The organism is Brachyspira hyodysenteriae ATCC 27164 (genome assembly GCF_001676785.2).
Lineage (GTDB): Bacteria > Spirochaetota > Brachyspiria > Brachyspirales > Brachyspiraceae > Brachyspira > Brachyspira hyodysenteriae.
Genome location: NZ_CP015910.2, coordinates 2,223,162 through 2,242,160 on the forward strand (window position 1 = coordinate 2,223,162; position 18,999 = coordinate 2,242,160).

Consider the following 18,999-nt stretch of genomic DNA (forward strand, 5'->3'; position numbering starts at 1 on the left):
TTATTATTGGAGTCATTATGTTAATATATTCATTATCAATAAAAATAGAAAGAGGTTTTGAAGATATAATTGAGGCTGTTATAGAAAGCGGTAAATTAAATATATTAGGTTTTAATACAGAGTTTCCTATAAAAGAAGAAAGTATTTCAATAGTTAATATATACAATGAAAATGAAGAAATATTAAAAAATAATTTAAATATAATAGAAGAAAATATTAAAGGTATAGCTGAATACACATACAAAACAGAAGAATTAAAATCTGAAGAATATTTAACTTCATATATGGATTTTCTTAAACCTTTCAATATAGGAGATGTTACTATAGTACCGAATTTAAAAGATTTTTATAATGAAGAATGTGAGAATCCTCTTTATATAGCAAAGCAATATGCATTCGGTTCTGGAACCCATGAAACTACATCTCTTGCACTTGAAATGATTTATGAATATTCAAATAATAATGATATCGTTTCAAAAAGTATAGCTGATATAGGATGCGGAAGCGGTATATTATCATTATTCGCTTATAAACTAGGTGCAAGAAATATTACCTCTATAGATATTGATAATGATGCTGTTCATTGCACTCTCGATAATGCTGATTACAATAGTATAAAACTTGATAATGTTATACTTGGAAATTCTAGAGATTTAATCAATATGAATTTAAAATTCGATTTGGTAATAGCTAATATTGAAACTGATATTTTAATAGATATTCTTCCGGATTTAAAAGAATTATTAAAACCTAGTTCTACTTTAATATTATCAGGAATTTTACTAGAAAAAGAATCTTATATGATTAATGCCATTAGAGAAAATAAACTCAATACCTTTTTAAGAAAAAGAAAAAATGATTGGGTATCTTTAATGCTTAATCTATAATAAAAATAATTATGTTTACTTAAAATATATTTAAGGAGAATAATATGCAATTAATAGATTTAGTAAAAAATGCAAAAGAAGCCACATATAAATTACAATCATTGAATACAGATATAAAAAATAATGCTCTTCTTGAAATAGCAAAAAAAATTGAAGAAAATAAAGATAAAATATTTGAAGCTAATAAAAAAGATTTGGAATATGCTCAAAAACTTCTTGATGAAAATAAAATTTCTAAATCTATGTTTAACAGATTAAAATTAGATGAAAATAAATTAATAGATGTTGTTTCAGGAATTAGAGATGTTGTAAAATTAGAAGACCCTATTAATAAAGTATTATTAGAAACAGAACTTGATGATAATTTATTATTAAAAAAAATATCCTGCCCTATTGGACTTATAGCTGTAATATTTGAGGCTCGTCCTGATGTTATATCTCAAATATCTTCTTTATGTATAAAATCATCTAATGCCGTTATACTTAAAGGAGGAAGCGAAGGGGAAAACACTAATAAAGCAATATACAATATAATAGAAGAAACTCTAAATAATATAAAAGAATTTCCAAAAAATTCTGTTAATTTGGTATTCACTAGAGAGGATATAAAAGAATTATTATCAATGGATAAATATATCGATTTAATAATACCAAGAGGCGGAAACAGTTTAGTACAGTATATAAAATCAAATACAAATATACCTGTACTAGGACATGCTGACGGTATATGTCATTTATATATAGATGAATCTGCCGATCAGGAAAAAGCATTAAAAATATGTTTGGATTCAAAGGCTCAGTATCCAAGTGCATGCAATGCTGTTGAAACTATACTTGTAAATAAGAATATCGCTTCAGAATACTTACCAAAACTTTATAATTTATTCAAAGAAAATGAAATAACAATGAACGCTGACGCTGAAGTAAAAAAAATATTAACTTCATCTGATATAGGCGAAGTAAAAGAATGGCATTTTGAATATGGAGATAAAGAAGTATCATTAAAAATAGTATCAGATACAGAAGAAGCATACAATCATATCAACAAATACGGTTCTCATCATACAGACTCTATAATATCAGAAAACAAAGATAATATAGAAAAGTTCATGACATTCGTTGATTCTGCCAATGTATACTGCAATGCTTCAACAAGATTTTCAGACGGATTCAGATATGGTTTTGGTGCTGAGGTAGGAATTTCAACAAACAAAACTCATGCAAGAGGTCCTGTAGGTTTGGAAGGATTAACAATATACAAATACAAAATTTTTGGTAACTATCAAGTAGTAGATGATTATGTTAACCATAGAGCTAGTTTCAAACATAAAAGGATAAAATAATATTGCTTTTAAAATGTGAGTAAATCATAAAACAATTTCTATAAAATTATAAAAGGCAAGGACTTTTTATTAAAGCTCTTGCCTTTTATATAATGGATAGTTTTTTAATATTTATAATAATACTATTCTATTTTAGTAATAAAGAAACTCACTATAAAACCTACAGCAAAAGAAATAACACATGTTATTATGGCATGAACTATATTCATAGGATTTTCGCCTATAAATACAGGCAATGCAGTTAATCCAGGAGATACAAAAGCATATCTAACAAGTCCTGATAAACCTGCATATATACCGCCTACTCCGCCTCCTATCATAGCAGCAATTAAAGGAGTTTTTAATTTTACAGTAACACCAAATAAAGAAGGTTCTGTAATTCCAAGAAGAGCTGTAAAACCTGTAGAAGCAGCTAATTGTTTTAACTCTTTGTCTTTTGCCTTTAATGCCACAGCTAAAGTTGCACCGCCTTGTGCTATATTAGAAGCTAACATTCCAGGACCATTAACCTGTTCATATCCGTTTTTAGCTATTTGCATAGTTGCTATAGGTGTTAAACTCCAAGCTGTTCCTGTCAAAAGCATAACCGGCTGTAAAGCTCCCATCAATAATGGTATAAGCCAGCTTACTTTATCATTCAATATATTAGCAAAAGAAGCAACAATATCATTTAATTTTGAACCTAAAGGACCTATAAATAATAAAGCTAATATACCAGTAAGCAATATTGTTATTAATGGCTTAGTAAAAAATTTTATCATTTCAGGAGAATATTTATCAGCATATTTTTCTATAAAACTCTGTATCCATACTGTAATTATTATAGGCAAAACACTTCCGGAATAATCAACTAATGTAAGTTTTATGGCAAATAAAGAAGCAGCTTCATTGCCATTAACCAAAGCTATCCAACTAGGATGGAGCAATACTCCGGCTAATGTTATAGATAATATAGGATTGCATTCAAATTTTAAAGCAGCGCCATAAGCTAATAACATTGGAAGAAAATAAAAAGCAGCATCGGATATCATATTTAAAATATAATAAGTATGACCATTAGTATCTATTGCCTTAGTTAAAACTAATATTGCAAGTATGGCTTTTATCATACCAGCTCCTGTTATGGCAGGAATCATAGGAGTAAATATAGTAGATATTGTATTCATAAATCTTTCTAATAATGATTTTTTAGCCGGTTTTTCTGATGAAGAAGTATTAACACTATCATTAGATACGCCTAATACTCTATTTAAAGACTTATATACAGTCTGTACATTCATTCCTATTATAATTTGAAACTGTCCGCCTCCTTCTACTACATCTATTACACCATCTATAGCCTTTATAGAATCTACATCAACTATATCTCTATTTTTTAATTCAAATCTTAATCTTGTAGCACAATGAGTAAGTTTATGAATATTTTCCTTACCTACTATATAAGGCAATATAATGCCGCCTAATTCTTCATAATTAATTTTATTTTTAGCCATAACTATCTCCTTTAATTTAATTATTTATTATGTAAACTAACACCATTAGTTTTTATAACTTTTGAATACCAATAAAAACTATCTTTCTTAATTCTTTTTAAAGAACCTTTTCCTTCATTATCTTTATCAACATAAATATATCCGTACCTCTTTGACATTTCAGCTGTAGATGCACTGATAATATCTATAGGTCCCCAACTCAAATAACCAAGCAAATCAACTCCATCTTCTATAGCATTGTATACTTCTAAAAGATGCTGTTTTATATACTCTATTCTATAATTATCATGAACTTTCATGTCATCTGTAAGATTATCCAAAGCCCCAAGCCCATTCTCTACTATAAATAATGGCTTTTTATATCTGTCATATAAATTATTCAAAGTAATTCTTAATCCCAAAGGATCTATCTGCCACCCCCATTCGCTAGTTTTAAGATAATTATTCCTTACACCCTTTTGCATATTGCCTGAAACTAATTGTTTTTTAGATGTATCAGCACTAATAACTTTGCTTGAATAATAACTAAAGCCTATAAAGTCAACAGTATTTTTTATTATCTCATAATCATTTTTATCAATATATATTCCAAGCTCTTTAAATAATTTTTTTATATAAAAAGGATACTCACCTTTTACCTGAACATCAGGACATAATGTTAATTTTCTCTGTTCTTTCAAACAAGCAAAAACATCTTCAGGATTAGGAGTATCAGGATATATAGGAGAATATGAAATCATACATCCTATTTTTGAATCTTTTATAATATCATGACAAAGCTTCACTGCTTTTGCACTGGCTACTAATTGATGATGAAGTGCCTGATATTTTGTTTTATCATCTTCTTCTAATATGCCCGCACCTGTAAAAGGTATTGATAAAGTAAAATTAAGTTCGTTGAATGTAAGCCAATACTTTACTTTATCTTTATATCTGTTGAATATAGTTTCTGCAAATTTACAGAAAAAATCTATTAATTTTCTATTTTTCCATCCGCCAAACTTTTCTACTAAATATAAAGGCATTTCATAATGCGATATAGTTATAAAAGGCCTTATATTATATTTCAAAAGCTCATCAAATAATCTGTCATAAAATTCTAATCCCTTTTCATTTGCTGTATCTTCTACACTTGTAGGAAAAATTCTTGTCCAAGCTATAGATGTTCTTAAACAATTTATACCAAGTTCAGCTAATAACTTTATATCTTCTTTATAAGTATGATAAAAATCTATACCATAATGAAAAGGATTATAAATATTACTATCAAAAGGCAGTTTTGGAGGAAATACTACACCATTTGGAGATACATCTGCTGTAGAAAGCCCCTTACCATCTGCATTATAAGCTCCTTCAGACTGATTTGCTGATATAGCACCGCCCCATAAAAAATTATTAGGAAAAGAATTATTCATAAGCAATAACCTCTCTATACATAATGAGATATTATAAAAGAAAAATATTTTATGTCAATAAGAAAATTATTTTTCTTTTAATATTTTAAAAGAAATAAAAAGAAAAAATATTTTCTTTTTCATGATTGATATTAATAATAAAACAAATTATAATTAAATTATAAGGGGTTGGTAATATGGATTTTAAATATAGAAATGTAATATTAAATTATATAAAGGAAAATAAAGAAGCAAGCATACATGATATTGTGGAACTATGCTCTATAACTATACCAACAGCAAGAAAATATTTAAATGAACTTTCAAATGAAAATTTAATTTCTTTCAAAAGAGGAAAAGCTGTTATTACATCATCATTTTATTATTCAAATTTTTCAAGAAAGATAAATGAAAATCAGGATTTAAAAAAACAAATAGGAGAATATGCTTCTTCTTTTATCAGTAATAATAAAACCATATTTATAGGAGGAGGATCAACTTCATTTTATATATTAGAAAATATACTAAACTATAAAAATATAACAATAGTAACTAATTCAGTGCCTATAATAACATTTGTAATACAGCATCCTGAAATAAATTTAATAGTTATAGGCGGAAAATGGAATGACAGAACAGAATCTTTTGAATCAAATGATATAAAACAACTTGAAGATTTGTATCCTGACATAAGTTTTGTAGGCGCTATGGGAATAGATATAAACAGAGGTGTTACTCAAAATACTCAAATGCAGCAGCAAACAGAGTTTATAATGTTTGAAAAAAGTAAAGAATCATTCATATTGGCAGACAGCACAAAATTCAATATAGCATATCCATGGACTGTTTTTCCAATAGAAAAGATTTCTAATATCATAACTGATAATAAATTTGATGATAAAGATATAGAAGTTTGGAATAATATAGGAATATCCATATTCAAATACAAATAATTTAATTAAATAATAAGTACATACTAAAAACTATATTAAAGCTAATAATATGTACTTAAATATCTTTATTCAATTAAGTTATTTATTAATTATATTTTTTCATAATAGAAAATCATATTGGGTTTGCTTCCATAACTTATTTCACATTCATTCTCACTTATAAAATAAAATACAATGCTGCCTAAAATAGGAATATTAGGTATAACCAATTCATAATAACTTCCTTCATCATATTTATAATAATTCCAATTATCAATATAATGCCTGCTGTATGTACCATCAGAATTATAAAAAGTTAATATTCCATCATAAGAAATAGTAAATCTTTCATTATAATTATCTATGTTTCTCCAAGTACCTCTCAAATCATAAGGCCTGAATCTTACTCTATAATCAGGCTCAAAAAATGATGAACAGCTTACAGAAAACATAGATATTATAGAAATCAAACTAATAAATATAAATGCTCTCACAATTTTTTTATTTTTTATCATATAAACCTCCTCAAATGCAATATCATAGTATAAATAATAATTAATATGATATGCATTACTAGTCTATAGTATAACACCAAAATATTTTGTCAATAACATATAACAAATATACAATAATAAAATTTAAGATTTTAAGCATAAAATCATATATATAGAATAAAATAGTTATATATAAAACTTGATAAAATGCCCGATTTTGATATAATAATATAATTTCATGATAGTTTTTAGTTTAAGGATATATTTATGTCTAAAGTTATAGCTATAGTTAATCAAAAAGGCGGAGTAGGAAAAACTACTACAGCTGTTAATTTAAGTGCCAACATAGCAAAAATGGGTCATAAAACACTTCTTATAGATATAGACCCTCAGGCAAATGCTTGTCTAGGTATAGGAATTACAAGAGATCAAATGCAAAAAAGTGTATATGATATATTGATAGGACAGGCTGATGCAAAAGAAGTTATAATGCCTACTTATCAGGAAAATTTATTCCTTATACCAGCAGATTCTGATTTGGTAGGTGCTCAGATAGAACTTGTTAATGAAATAGCTAGAGAATATAAATTAAAAAAGGCTGTAGAAGCTATAAAAAATGACTATGAATATATTATTATAGACTGTCCACCTACTTTGGGTATATTAACACTTAATGCATTAACGGCAGCGGACTCTGTGCTTATACCTATACAATGCGAGTTTTATGCATTAGACGGAGTTGCTGAACTTAATAATACAATAGCACTTGTAAAAGAAAATCTTAATAAAGAGTTAAAAATAGAGGGTGTTCTTCTTACTATGTATGATGCTAGAACAAAATTAGCTTCAGATGTAGTAAAAGAAGTTGTAAATTTCTTTAAAGAGAAAACTTATAAAACTATGATACCTAGAAATGTAAGATTAAGTGAGGCTCCTTCATACGGTAAAGCTATAGGAGACTATGATAAAGACTGCGTAGGGGCTAGAAGCTACAAAGAATTTGCTAAGGAATTTGTTGAAAAGTCTAAATAATTAGTATTGTTATAAAATATTAAGAAAATAAAATATTTTGTATTAAAAAAGCTTATAAAAATATAATTATGTTAATTAAATAAAATTAAGAGGATTTATATGAGTAGAAAAGGCGGACTTGGTGGTCAGGGGTTAAGTGCATTAATAAAATCTGCTGACAATGAAATAAGAACAGCAGCTGAAGAAGCAGAAAAAAACGGAGTACTAGAGATAGATGTATCTCTTATAGATGTTAATCCGGATCAGCCTAGAAAAGTATTCAATGAAGAAGAAATACAAGGTCTTGCTGAATCAATAAAAGAAAATGGACTTATAAATCCTATTACTTTAAGAGAAAAAGACGGAAAATACCAAATAATATCCGGAGAAAGAAGATTCAGAGCTTTCAAATTCTTAAACAGAAACAAAGTTCCGGCATTAGTTCTCCAAAATATAGCAGATTCTAAAATGCTTGAGCTTACTTTAGTTGAAAATATACAAAGGGCTGATTTAAATGCCATAGAAGTTGCAAGAAGCTATAAAAAATTAATATATGATTTGAATATCAAACAAGAAGAATTGGCTTTAAGAGTGGGAAAAAGCAGAAGTACAATATCAAATTCTATGCGTATATTAGATTTAAGTGAAAATATACAAAATCTAATATTAGAATCAAAAATAACTGAAGGACATGCAAGAGCAATATTATCATTAAGCGATGAAAATGAAAGAGAAGAATTTGCTAAAGAAATAATAGAGAAAGGATACTCTGTAAGAGAATGCGAAAGAATAGTAAAAGAAAGAAAAAACAATATATCAAATGATTTAAGCGGTAGTAATGAAGAAAATACAGAAAATCAAAATGAAGCGAAAAAAGAAAATAAGAAAGACCCTAATATAAAAAAGCTAGAAAATGATTTAGAAAAAATATTCTCTACTAAAGTAAATGTAATAGATAAAAATGGCAAAGAAGGTAAAATAGTGATAGAATATTACAGTTCTGATGATCTATCAAGAATTATGGATATGCTTGAAAAAATATATGAAAGAGAAACCGGAATAAAACCTACTCTTGAATATTAGGAGCAATTTTGAAAACTGCATTAAAATATATTTTAATTATAACTATAATATCATTAAATCTTTATTCAAGAGAAACACTGCTTATAGCTACTGTAGATTTAGATCATAGTTTAAGAGCTAATGAGCCTTTAAGAAAAGAGCTCGTAAAAGCAATAAATAGATTTCATTATCTAAAACAAAAAACTTCTATTTCTGTAGACAGAGAAAAGAAAAAATTATTTTCTACAAATGTACTTACTTTACAAGAAGGCTTAACTGTTGCATCAAATCTAAAAGTACAGGCTGTTATTATAATGGACAGCGAAAAAGTATTAAAAAATACAAATAATAATAACAACAATAAAATCACAATCAATTCAAACGATATAAATACAATATTAAGCAATTATAATATTACAAATACAATGTTTAGTAATGATATAGTGCTTACAAATGAGATAAAAGATTTAGGCGACTTGATAGAATATGGAATAGGAGAAAAAAAAGAAAACATAGATAAAGACGGAGAAGAAAAAAGCGATGAAGAACTTTATGAAATAAGATATAATTTAAAAGTTATGGATATGGCAACAGGATATACACTTAAAGAATATAAATTAAAAAATAATTATGAAACCATATCTGCTATGCAAGAAATATGCACTTATCTAGAATTTCATTTATCCAACCGCATATTTAAATACATTGAATATCCTATAAATGGAATATATTTAAACTTTAGAATAGAAAGAATTACATTAGAAAATAAAACAAATATAATAAATAATATAGGCGAAATAATAGAAGGAGAATCTTTCACTTTGAATTTCAGATCAAATATGGAAGGTTATCTATACATTTTTGCTTTTCAAAATGACGGAAATGTAATATTGATGTATCCAAATGATTTCAATAACTTCACAAATGATAAATATGAGAATAAAATATATGCTAGAAAAAACTATATAATTCCTCCTTCTAACTCTAAATTCAATATAAAAATAAGGCCTCCATTCGGAGAAGATGCCTTTTATTGTTTATACACAAGAAAAGAACAGAAATGGATAACAGGGGAATATTTCAAAGGTGATGGCTTTAAGATATGTCCAAAAAATAAAATAGCTGAATTTACTGATAAATTAAAATACAAATTGAAATTTATTAGTTATGAAGATTGGCAAATATCAAAGATATATTTAAAATCTATTTCAGAAACAAATGAGCTATTAACTCAGTAAACTAAGTTAATAGCCCTTTTGATAATAAAACTTTTTCGTATATATAATTATTTGTAAATATATTTACTGTTATATAGAGGCTGATATCTATTTTCTTTATCTAAAAATGAATTAAGATAAAAATCATATAAAACAATGGTTCCATCTTCCTGAACATGTCCTACAGGATCATATTTATAAAAAGGCAAAATAGAACCTTTATATTTTACTGTATCTGAAGGACCCCATTTTTGAGGTACATCAACACCGAATACCTTATCCTCTTCTACAGGTACTCCATATATATAAACATATTTTGTGTAAATATCTATAGCTATTAAAGTATTGTCTAAAGATATTATTCCGCCGCCTTTTCCTGTAAATCTATAGAAATAAAAACGTTTCATCATATCAGCATTATCTCTATTTCTTTTCTCTGTATATAAAGGATTATATCCTCTGTATTGATAGTATGTCATAGAAGATATAAAAAACATACCTGCTTTTGAATTTTTGCCCTTATACATATATTCTTTTGTATCTTCGTTATTTATTTGCCAATACTTATCTTCTGTTTTTTCTATGAATTGTAATGTAGGTACATTATCACCATTAAAAGCAGCAACTAAAAGCCAATTATTGAATTTTGAAGAACTAAAGTTTGGATTATATGATAAATCTCTTTCTATAGTTTCTTTAGAAAATAAAAATAAACTATTTATAAATATTAAAAATAAACAAAAAAATATTTTTTTCATAAAATCATCTCAAAATTATACTAATAATCTCTTTTTTATTAAATTTATAATACACTAAAAATTATATAAGTAAATGTTAAAAATATAGTATATAATATAAATTTACTTAAAATTAAAGAAAAAAAAGAATTTATAGTATAAATATAATACGTTTTATACAAAAAATACTACATTTTATATTTATTGTTGATAAATTAGTGAACATTTTTTATTTTATGTCTTATAAAGATATTAATTATTATCTTGGTTATCGTTATCTGAATTAAGTTCTATATATTTGATATCATCTTTATTATCATCGCCATTATTATCAGCATTAATTTCTATAAATTTCAAATCATCTTTATTAGTATCATCATTTTTTTCTTCTTCTGCTGCAGGCTTTTTATTGATGTTTTTTAATTTTCCATAAATAATTACAAAAATAACATAATAAATAATAGACATTAAAACGGCAGATAAACTATAAGGAATTAATGACATATTATTATTGTATACTGTTTTAAACAAATAATTATAACCATAAGGGAAAAGTATATATAATAATAATATTAATGGAATGGTAAGAAAAAGCCATAATTTATTTTTATAAACTTTATCTGCAAAAGAATATGATATAATAATAGTTAATATAGATATTGTAGATAAATATGAAACAGTACCTCTATCTAATTTAGCATTATTATAATCTAATTCTAAGAAATTCATTATAATTATTCCGCATATAGAAGTCAAAAATATACCTATCATAGTATACAATATAGCAAATAATAATTTTAATAAAAATACTCTGCTTGAAAACTCTTTTTCAGTATGAGGGAGCATTTCAACAACCCAAAGTATTATAGAAAAAGAAAAAGTTTGAATAAGAAGTTCAGGTAAATTAGTTAGATGAAATTCAATAGGAAGCTGAGTATATATTAAACCTTCTATAGAACTAGGTGCTGATGAAGGAGATGCAATAATACCTATACATGCAAATACAAGCCATAGTATAAACCAGCCGAATTTAGTTGCTATAATTCTTCTTAGAGGAAATAATGCAATAGCTATAAATATTGCCCTTATAGGCTGTAAAAATGGTCCTATAACTGTAAGAGGCGATTCAAAGCCTCGCATAAAATTAGATACTATATCATTGTTATATACTGAACTATAATCGAACATATTAGAAAATAATATTCCAAAAACTATATAAGTTAAAGTATGAATAACAGCAACTTTTATATAAAAAATAAAAAAATGCCTAATAAAAATTTTCGGACTATTATCATTTTCTTCCATAAAGTTCTCTCTAATTATTTTTCTTGTCTTTCTACAATATCATTATGATAAACCAAATTTATACGCTTAATAGAAATAGCTTTACCTGTTACAGTATCAATTTGAACTACAATACCATTAATCATAGGACTAGTAGTTTCAACCTCAAATCTATGAGGCATTTTAGTAACAAATCTGGCAATAGCAGGCTCTTTTTTCATTCCTATAACAGAATTATAACTTCCGCACATACCTACATCAGATATATAAGCTGTATACGATGATAATATCTTTTCATCTGCAGTTTGAACATGCGTATGTGTACCAAATATGCATGAAACCTGACTTTCAAGATAATATGAAAAAGCTATTTTTTCCGCTGTAGCTTCAGCATGGAAATCTATGAATATGATATTTGTTTTTTCTTTTATATGCTTAATTGCAAGATTGGCTTTCTTGAAAGGACAATCCAATGTATCCATAAAAGTCCTTCCCATAAGATTAATTACCCCAATCTTACAATCCAACATATCATATATATAATAGCCAAGCCCAGGAGCATCACTAGGATAATTATACGGACGAAGCAGACGATGTTCATTTCCTATTAAAGCAAAAACATCTCTATTATTCCAAATATGATTACCAGAAGTTAGTACATCTATACCGGAATTAAAAAGTTCAGCCGCTGTATCTCTAGTGATCCCTATTCCATTGGCAGCATTTTCACCATTTGCTATTATAAAGTCTATATTATTCTCTAATTTTATTTCTTCTAAATGCCTTCTTATAGCATAACGTCCTGTAACGCCTATAATATCGCCAAGACATAGTATATTCTTCACAGACATTTTATTTACCTTGCAACTTCAACTGCTCTAGTTTCTCTAATAACAGTAACTCTAATTATACCTGGGTATTTCAATTCATCTTCTATTCTCTTAGCAATATCTCTTGCTATTTGTTTAGCTTGAATATCATCTACTATATCGCTTTTAGCCATAACTCTAAGTTCACGGCCTGCCTGTATAGCAAATGATTTTTCAACACCCTCTATACTATCAGCAATCTTTTCTAAATTATCTAAACGTTTTATGTAACTTTCAAAAGATTCTCTTCTTGCTCCAGGTCTTGCAGCACTAATAGCATCTGCAGCCTTTACTATTACAGCCTCAACAGTTTGAGTATCAACATCATTATGATGCGCTCTTATAGCATTAACTACTTCTTCTTTTTCTCCGCATCTTTTAGCTAAATCGGCACCACTCATAGCATGAGAACCCTCGCCTTCTGTTTCTATAGCCTTTCCTATATCATGCAAAAATGCACTTCTCTTAGCCATTTCCACATTGGCACCTATTTCAGCAGCTATCATAGCAGCAATATTAGCAACTTCTTTACTATGGAAAAGCATATTTTGTCCATAACTTGTTCTATACTGAAGTCTTCCCATATGCCTTATTAATTCATGGTGCATAGTGGTAAGATTCAAATCTACAATAGCATTTTCACCAGCTTCCATTATAGAATCTTCAACTTCTCTTTTAGTTCTCTCAACAACTTCTTCTATTCTGGCAGGGTGAATTCTTCCATCTAGGATAAGCTTTTCTAATGAAACTTTAGCAATATGCTTTCTTACAGGATCGAAACATGATATTACAACAGCTTCAGGAGTATCATCTATAATAATATCAACACCAGTAAGTGTCTCAAGCATTCTGATATTTCTTCCTTCTCTTCCTATGATTCTTCCTTTCATTTCTTCACTAGGTAAAGATACAGATGTTACAGAAGTTTCCTGAGCCACTTCGCTTGAAAGTCTTTGTATAGTTTGTACGATAATTTCCCTTGCTTTTTTTTCTCCTGTTTCTATAGCATTTTTTTCTATATTGTCAACTATTTTAGTAGCAGATTTTTTAGCATCTTCTTCTATGCTTCTTATCAAGTCAGCCTTAGCTTCTTCCTTAGTAAGTCCCGCTATTCTTTCAAGTTCTTTTTCCGCATCTTGTATAACAGAAGTTAATTTATCCTCCTGTTCTTTTATTTTTTTCATTTTATTCTCAATATTATGCTCTTTATTTTCCAAATATTGAGACTTTTTATCAATATTAGCCTCTCGTTGTAGCACTCTATTTTCTAATTTCTGAATTTCAGCTTTTCTATCTCTATTTTCGCTTTCTAGTCTATTACGTTCTTTCTGTATTTCAGAATTAGCTTCAGAAAGTATAGTCTTTCTCTCATTTTCTGCTTGCTCTCTTGCACTTTGGAGCAATTTATGTGTTATTATTTCCGTAGAATTAAGCTTGATTTTAGCTATAATAAAACGGGTTGTATATCCAAAAACAAACGCAACTACAACAGAGGTGATAATTATTACTGGATTCATATTTCACCTCTTTTTTATGTTTTATATTATTTTTTACAATATAGTATTATTTAACATAGATTTATTATATTGTCAATAATATATTAATTATAAAAATAACAAAAAATGTTGCTATTAATATTTTTGGAACATCTTTCCTGAGCCTCCGCAAGTTTCGCAAGTTTCAGGTGCTTTATCTCTATATATATTACCGCAGCTTGGGCAAAGATAGAAAGTAACATCTCCGTCTTTATTCAAGAAATTATCTATAATATCTTGGAAAAGTTTAGCATGTTCTGTTTCAACTTTACCTAATGAATTTACAGTATCGCTAGCTAATTTATTTTTCTGCTCTATTGCAACCTGTGCTAATTGAGGATAAAGTATAGTAGATTCATAAACCTCACCTTTTATTCCTGCCTCTAAATTTTCTTTATCGCTTAAAGGTTCTACAGGGTTAAGCTGAGGAACGAATTTACTCATATCTAATCCGCTTCTTAGAGCTAATTTTCTCATTTTTTCAGCATGAATTTTCTCTGCCAATGATGTTGTTGAAAAAACTTTTTGAATAGCTTTATTGCTAGATGCTTTACCAAATGAACTATATCTATTTGCAGCGTTTGATTCGCCTTGAAATATTTGATATAAAACTTCTTCTAATGTTTTAGCAGCCATATTTATTTCCTCCAAATTATATATTTATCTTAAAAAAGAATAATTGTTTTTATTATAATATTCCTATGTACATGATATCAATTAGTTAAAAAAAAATCAAACCATTTTTTTAAAAATAGAAAAAAAATTACATAGCATTAATGTAGATTTAAATTTTTTTTGTATTATAATAAAAAAATTATTAAATTCAAAAAATGGCTAAAATATGGACAGTATTATTATAACTATAAGCAGACAATATGGAAGCGGCGGAAGAAATATTGGAAAATTAATAGCAAACAAATTAAATATAAATTTCTATGATAAAGAATTTGTAGAAATAGTAGCAAAAAGAACTGGTATTAATAGAGATTATTTAGAAAATGTAGAAGAAAAATTCACTAATGATAATCTTTTCTTTAGTGCATTTCATAAAGAACATTTTTCAAGCCCTTTCTCAGGTGAAATCAAATATTCAACCCTAGACAAAATGTTTGAAATACAAAGCGAAGTAATAAAGGATATAGCAAACAAAGGAAACTGTGTAATAATAGGAAGATGTGCTAATTTTATACTTAAAAATACTCAACATCAATGCTTTAATGTTTTTATACATGCCCCTGATAAAAATAGAATAGAAAGAATAACAAAAGAATATGGTGTACAGATAGAAAATGCAGAAACACAATTAAGAAATACGGATAAATACAGGTCTAATTACTACAAATACTACACAGGTATGGAATGGGGAAATATGGTTAATTACAATTTAACTATAGACAGCGGATGTTTTGATGATGAAAATGTATGCAATATTATTATAGAAGCTGCCAAAAAAAGAATATAAATACTTGAAAATTGATAATATATTACTATATTTAAATATAAAGATCTGCAAATATAAAAATGATATGAAATAAGAGGATATTATGAAGGATAAGATTATAAAAGATTTTTATGAAAATGATTACTTTTCTTATGAATCTGACTGCGATTTATGGGATGATGAAAAAATATCATTATTAATAGATTTTGGCGAAGTATCAAATAAGTCTGAAATGCTTATGAAATATATAGATAAAATCAATGAAATATTAAAATGGATTGATGAGCATAAAAAAAATGTTACAGATTTCCTTATAGAAAAACAATGTTTAGAATTAGCAGAAGAATGGGTAATAACTTGCGAAGAAGTAGATGAAAATACATATAAAAATCAATCTGGAGAATTAATCACTATACCTATAAAAGATGAAGATTTTTTTAATGCTATATATAGATACAATATTAATAGACTTTGATGAAGATGAAACAAGACCCGATACAGCATTGCATATACTTTTTGAACCTGATTATTTTAAACATCATTCATTAATAGTTTATATTGACGGAGATAAAAACATAGAATACGGCGATATCGCAGGATAATACAAGTAAAAAACAATATAGTTTGTCATAAAATAAAAACAGACAAACTATAATTGATTTTACATTTTTAAATCTTTATACTAAATAATAATTCTTTTATAATCTAAAATAAAAATTATTATTAATCTTGATGATCATATATAGAAGTTACTCCCAATACCTTAGCAACCATATACGATATTATCGCGACTATAACAAGTGCCGAGAAATTAGAAATAGAGTTGGATATTTCAAGTATCAATATACATACCATTATAGGAGTTCTTGTAATTCCTGACATTAATGAAGTTATTCCAAGAAGTATAAACAAATCTCCATATACTGCATAATCAGGAAAATATTTAACTAAAAATATATCATATAAAGAACCTATTGAAGCACCTAATATAAATGTAGGAAAGAATATTCCTCCAACTGCTCCGGAAGTAGCACATACAGAAGTATAAAATAATTTCACAAATATCAATATAAAAAGCATAGATACAGAAAACTTATCTTTTACTATACTTCCTATAAGCAAATCACCGCTTCCAAGTACATAAGGGAAAAACATTATCATAAATCCAGCAAGCAAAAATGCAGGAACTGGACGAATTATATCATTATTAATCTTTTGATACATCTTAGAAAAGAAATTCATAAGAAAATTTAACATAGAAGCAAGTATTCCGCATATTATACCAAAAGGAAGTAAAGATATATAATGTCTTACCTCAAGAATTTTAGGTAAATTGAAATTAAGTATGAATCCCTGCCCTACAATATGCTCTATTACAAGTATTGAAGCTATGGAAGAAAAAACTATACATACAAAAACTATATGATTTTTATGCTCTCCAAGCTCTTCAAAAGAAAAAGCAATTCCTGTAAAAGGAGCACTGAAAGTAGCAGTCATTCCGGCACAAGCTCCGGAAACAAGTAAATATCTTCTATATTTAGCCAATTTAGAAAAATATTTATGAAAAAAAAGTCCAACAAGCATACCTACATGCATTGAAGGACCTGCCCTTCCTAGAGAAATACCGCTTGCAAATGATATCATACTTCCGAAAAGCTTAAATAAAATTTCAAAAAATATATTTTTAGGTTCATGCAGAGATATATAATATTTTATCTGAGGAACTCCTGCACCTCTTATCTGCGGATAATGTATAAGAATATAACCTATAAGACAGCCCATAGCTATAAGAAATGCAAATAAAAGAACTGGGTAATACCATTTTTCAAATATGAAATTTGATACATAGAATACATTAACACTTAACTTATATAATATAATTCTATATATAGATATTATGAACCCTACAACTGCTCCTATACAAGCAGACAGTATAAAAAGTTTTATGTATTTAACTTCAAAATTTATCTTCATAATTTAGTTTTCTAATCAATGTTTTTTATTTTTTATCAATCATTATTATATATAAAAAATATAATAGTGTTAATCATACATTAAATCTGAATGTTACAACATCGCCTTCTTGCATAAGATATTGCTTACCCTCAAGTCTTATAGCACCAGCCTCTTTAGCTTTAACAAAACTGCCAAGCTCTAAAAGCTTATCGCAGTTTATAACCTCAGCACTTATAAATCCTCTCTCGAAATCGCTATGTATAACTCCTGCTGCCTCCGGAGCATAAGCACCTTCTCTTACAGTCCAAGCCCTTGTCTCATCTTCCCCTGAAGTAAGGAATGTTAAAAGCTTCAATAATCTATGTCCTGCTTTTGTAAGTCTTGCCACTCCTGATTCTTTAACTCCTAAATCTTCTAAATAGCTTAATCTTTCTTCTTCATCTAAATCCTGCAAATCTGCCTCTATTTTAGCACTGAAAGGTATCAATTCAATATTTCTTTCATTTGCATATTTTTGTAATGTTACATAATTAGAATTTTTCTCAGGATTAGCAAGTTCATTTTCTGATAAATTAGCACCTATCATCATACTTTTTGCTGTTAATAAGAATAAAGGTCTTAATATTTCTTTTTCTGTATCTGTTAAATCAAGACTGAATACAGGCTTAAAATTATTTAATTCAGGCAGTATTTTTTCTAATAAAGCTACTTCTTCTTCAGCAGATTTTACCTTAGCACCTTTTGCTGCTTTTTTCTGCTTTTCCATTCTTGCATTAATAGTTTCAATATCTGCAAGCATAAGCTCTGTTAATATAATGTCTAAATCTCTTAGAGGATCAACTTCTCCTATATGGGTAATATTTCCATCCTCAAACACTCTTACAACATGCAAAACTGCGTTAACTTCTCTAATATGAGAAAGAAATTTATTACCTAACCCCTCACCTTTTGAAGCTCCTTTAACAAGTCCTGCAATATCTACAAATGTTGTTGTATTATAAACTTTCTTTTTTGATTTAAAAAGCGCTGCTAATTTATCAACCCTTTCATCTTTTATTATGGCAGTAGCTTCATTTTTATCTATAGTACAAAATGGGTAATTAGCTGCCTCTGCATGGGCATTTGTAAGTGCATTAAAAAGTGTAGATTTTCCAACATTAGGAAGTCCTACTATTCCTATAGATAAAGCCATATTTATTTCCTTAATTTGTATTTAACATTAAATTGAAAAACTGAATTATTTTCGGTAATATTATATATCAAAAAATATTAATAACAAGTATATTAAAGTGAATAATAAAAAATATTTGAATTTATATTATTCTTAATATTGTATATCTAAAA

The 18,999-nt window shown here is 27.3% G+C and carries 19 protein-coding genes; 9 read left to right on the forward strand and 10 right to left on the reverse strand.

Annotated features, from left to right (window positions below):
* The first annotated feature begins 17 nt into the window (after positions 1-17).
* The gene (locus tag BHYOB78_RS09700) at positions 18-887 is read left to right on the forward strand and encodes a 50S ribosomal protein L11 methyltransferase (RefSeq protein WP_020063981.1); all 870 of its coding nucleotides are present in this window, start codon (positions 18-20) and stop codon (positions 885-887) included.
* 44 nt (positions 888-931) lie between these two features.
* Positions 932-2,230, forward strand: a complete 1,299-nt coding sequence (locus BHYOB78_RS09705) for a glutamate-5-semialdehyde dehydrogenase (protein ID WP_020063982.1) — start codon at positions 932-934, stop codon at positions 2,228-2,230.
* 122 nt (positions 2,231-2,352) lie between these two features.
* Here BHYOB78_RS09705 and BHYOB78_RS09710 read toward each other — a convergent pair whose 3' ends face one another.
* Together BHYOB78_RS09710 and BHYOB78_RS09715 are read right to left on the reverse strand one after the other, a co-directional pair.
* A complete protein-coding gene (locus BHYOB78_RS09710; RefSeq protein WP_020063983.1) occupies positions 2,353-3,723 on the reverse strand; it encodes a PTS transporter subunit EIIC in 1,371 nt (456 codons plus the stop codon).
* A 20-nt stretch (positions 3,724-3,743) separates the two neighbouring features.
* A complete protein-coding gene (locus tag BHYOB78_RS09715) occupies positions 3,744-5,138 on the reverse strand; it encodes a glycoside hydrolase family 1 protein (RefSeq protein ID WP_020063984.1) in 1,395 nt (464 codons plus the stop codon).
* A gap of 176 nt (positions 5,139-5,314) precedes the next feature.
* Here BHYOB78_RS09715 and BHYOB78_RS09720 point away from each other — a divergent pair, with 176 nt between their 5' ends.
* The gene (locus tag BHYOB78_RS09720) at positions 5,315-6,070 is read left to right on the forward strand and encodes a DeoR/GlpR family DNA-binding transcription regulator (protein ID WP_020063985.1); all 756 of its coding nucleotides are present in this window, start codon (positions 5,315-5,317) and stop codon (positions 6,068-6,070) included.
* 89 nt (positions 6,071-6,159) lie between these two features.
* Here BHYOB78_RS09720 and BHYOB78_RS09725 read toward each other — a convergent pair whose 3' ends face one another.
* Positions 6,160-6,564: a hypothetical protein gene (locus BHYOB78_RS09725; protein WP_012670607.1), complete on the reverse strand. Its 405-nt coding sequence runs from the start codon at positions 6,562-6,564 to the stop codon at positions 6,160-6,162.
* A 246-nt stretch (positions 6,565-6,810) separates the two neighbouring features.
* Between BHYOB78_RS09725 and BHYOB78_RS09730 the strand changes: the two genes are divergently transcribed.
* The 3 genes from BHYOB78_RS09730 (at position 6,811) to BHYOB78_RS09740 (ending at position 9,854) form a co-directional block, all read left to right on the forward strand.
* The gene (locus BHYOB78_RS09730; protein ID WP_012670608.1) at positions 6,811-7,575 is read left to right on the forward strand and encodes a ParA family protein; all 765 of its coding nucleotides are present in this window, start codon (positions 6,811-6,813) and stop codon (positions 7,573-7,575) included.
* Between the two features lie 99 nt (positions 7,576-7,674).
* Positions 7,675-8,637, forward strand: a complete 963-nt coding sequence (locus BHYOB78_RS09735) for a ParB/RepB/Spo0J family partition protein (RefSeq protein WP_012670609.1) — start codon at positions 7,675-7,677, stop codon at positions 8,635-8,637.
* Positions 8,638-8,645: 8 nt separating this feature from the next.
* Positions 8,646-9,854 carry a DUF4384 domain-containing protein gene (locus tag BHYOB78_RS09740; protein WP_012670610.1) on the forward strand — a complete coding sequence of 403 codons (1,209 nt, stop codon included), beginning with the start codon at positions 8,646-8,648 and terminating at the stop codon, positions 9,852-9,854.
* 47 nt (positions 9,855-9,901) lie between these two features.
* Here BHYOB78_RS09740 and BHYOB78_RS09745 read toward each other — a convergent pair whose 3' ends face one another.
* The 5 genes from BHYOB78_RS09745 to BHYOB78_RS09765 form a co-directional block, all read right to left on the reverse strand.
* The gene (locus tag BHYOB78_RS09745) at positions 9,902-10,591 is read right to left on the reverse strand and encodes a hypothetical protein (RefSeq protein WP_012670611.1); all 690 of its coding nucleotides are present in this window, start codon (positions 10,589-10,591) and stop codon (positions 9,902-9,904) included.
* 231 nt (positions 10,592-10,822) lie between these two features.
* Positions 10,823-11,875 carry a hypothetical protein gene (locus BHYOB78_RS09750; protein ID WP_020063986.1) on the reverse strand — a complete coding sequence of 351 codons (1,053 nt, stop codon included), beginning with the start codon at positions 11,873-11,875 and terminating at the stop codon, positions 10,823-10,825.
* Positions 11,876-11,889: 14 nt separating this feature from the next.
* Positions 11,890-12,705 carry a TIGR00282 family metallophosphoesterase gene (locus BHYOB78_RS09755; RefSeq protein ID WP_020063987.1) on the reverse strand — a complete coding sequence of 272 codons (816 nt, stop codon included), beginning with the start codon at positions 12,703-12,705 and terminating at the stop codon, positions 11,890-11,892.
* A gap of 5 nt (positions 12,706-12,710) precedes the next feature.
* Positions 12,711-14,240, reverse strand: coding sequence for a ribonuclease Y (gene rny, locus BHYOB78_RS09760; protein WP_020063988.1), 1,530 nt, complete (start codon positions 14,238-14,240; stop codon positions 12,711-12,713).
* A gap of 114 nt (positions 14,241-14,354) precedes the next feature.
* On the reverse strand, positions 14,355-14,894 hold the full coding sequence (locus tag BHYOB78_RS09765) for a rubrerythrin family protein (RefSeq protein ID WP_014488538.1): 540 nt from the start codon (positions 14,892-14,894) through the stop codon (positions 14,355-14,357).
* Positions 14,895-15,099: 205 nt separating this feature from the next.
* Between BHYOB78_RS09765 and BHYOB78_RS09770 the strand changes: the two genes are divergently transcribed.
* The 3 genes from BHYOB78_RS09770 to BHYOB78_RS13805 all read left to right on the forward strand — a co-directional run bounded on the left by BHYOB78_RS09770 (position 15,100) and on the right by BHYOB78_RS13805 (position 16,301).
* Positions 15,100-15,720: a cytidylate kinase-like family protein gene (locus tag BHYOB78_RS09770; protein ID WP_012670616.1), complete on the forward strand. Its 621-nt coding sequence runs from the start codon at positions 15,100-15,102 to the stop codon at positions 15,718-15,720.
* A gap of 82 nt (positions 15,721-15,802) precedes the next feature.
* Positions 15,803-16,174, forward strand: a complete 372-nt coding sequence (locus BHYOB78_RS09775) for a DUF2262 domain-containing protein (RefSeq protein ID WP_244269312.1) — start codon at positions 15,803-15,805, stop codon at positions 16,172-16,174.
* Positions 16,140-16,301 (forward strand): hypothetical protein, encoded by a 162-nt coding sequence (locus tag BHYOB78_RS13805; protein ID WP_244269313.1) that lies wholly within the window; start codon positions 16,140-16,142, stop codon positions 16,299-16,301. The genes BHYOB78_RS09775 and BHYOB78_RS13805 overlap by 35 nt, the downstream gene beginning before the upstream one ends.
* Before the next feature lie 121 nt (positions 16,302-16,422).
* Here the strand turns inward: BHYOB78_RS13805 and BHYOB78_RS09780 are convergent, their stop codons facing one another.
* Together BHYOB78_RS09780 and ychF are read right to left on the reverse strand one after the other, a co-directional pair.
* Positions 16,423-17,673: a chloride channel protein gene (locus BHYOB78_RS09780; protein ID WP_012670618.1), complete on the reverse strand. Its 1,251-nt coding sequence runs from the start codon at positions 17,671-17,673 to the stop codon at positions 16,423-16,425.
* A gap of 73 nt (positions 17,674-17,746) precedes the next feature.
* Positions 17,747-18,847: a redox-regulated ATPase YchF gene (gene ychF / locus BHYOB78_RS09785; protein ID WP_020063990.1), complete on the reverse strand. Its 1,101-nt coding sequence runs from the start codon at positions 18,845-18,847 to the stop codon at positions 17,747-17,749.
* Positions 18,848-18,999 lie beyond the last annotated feature (152 nt).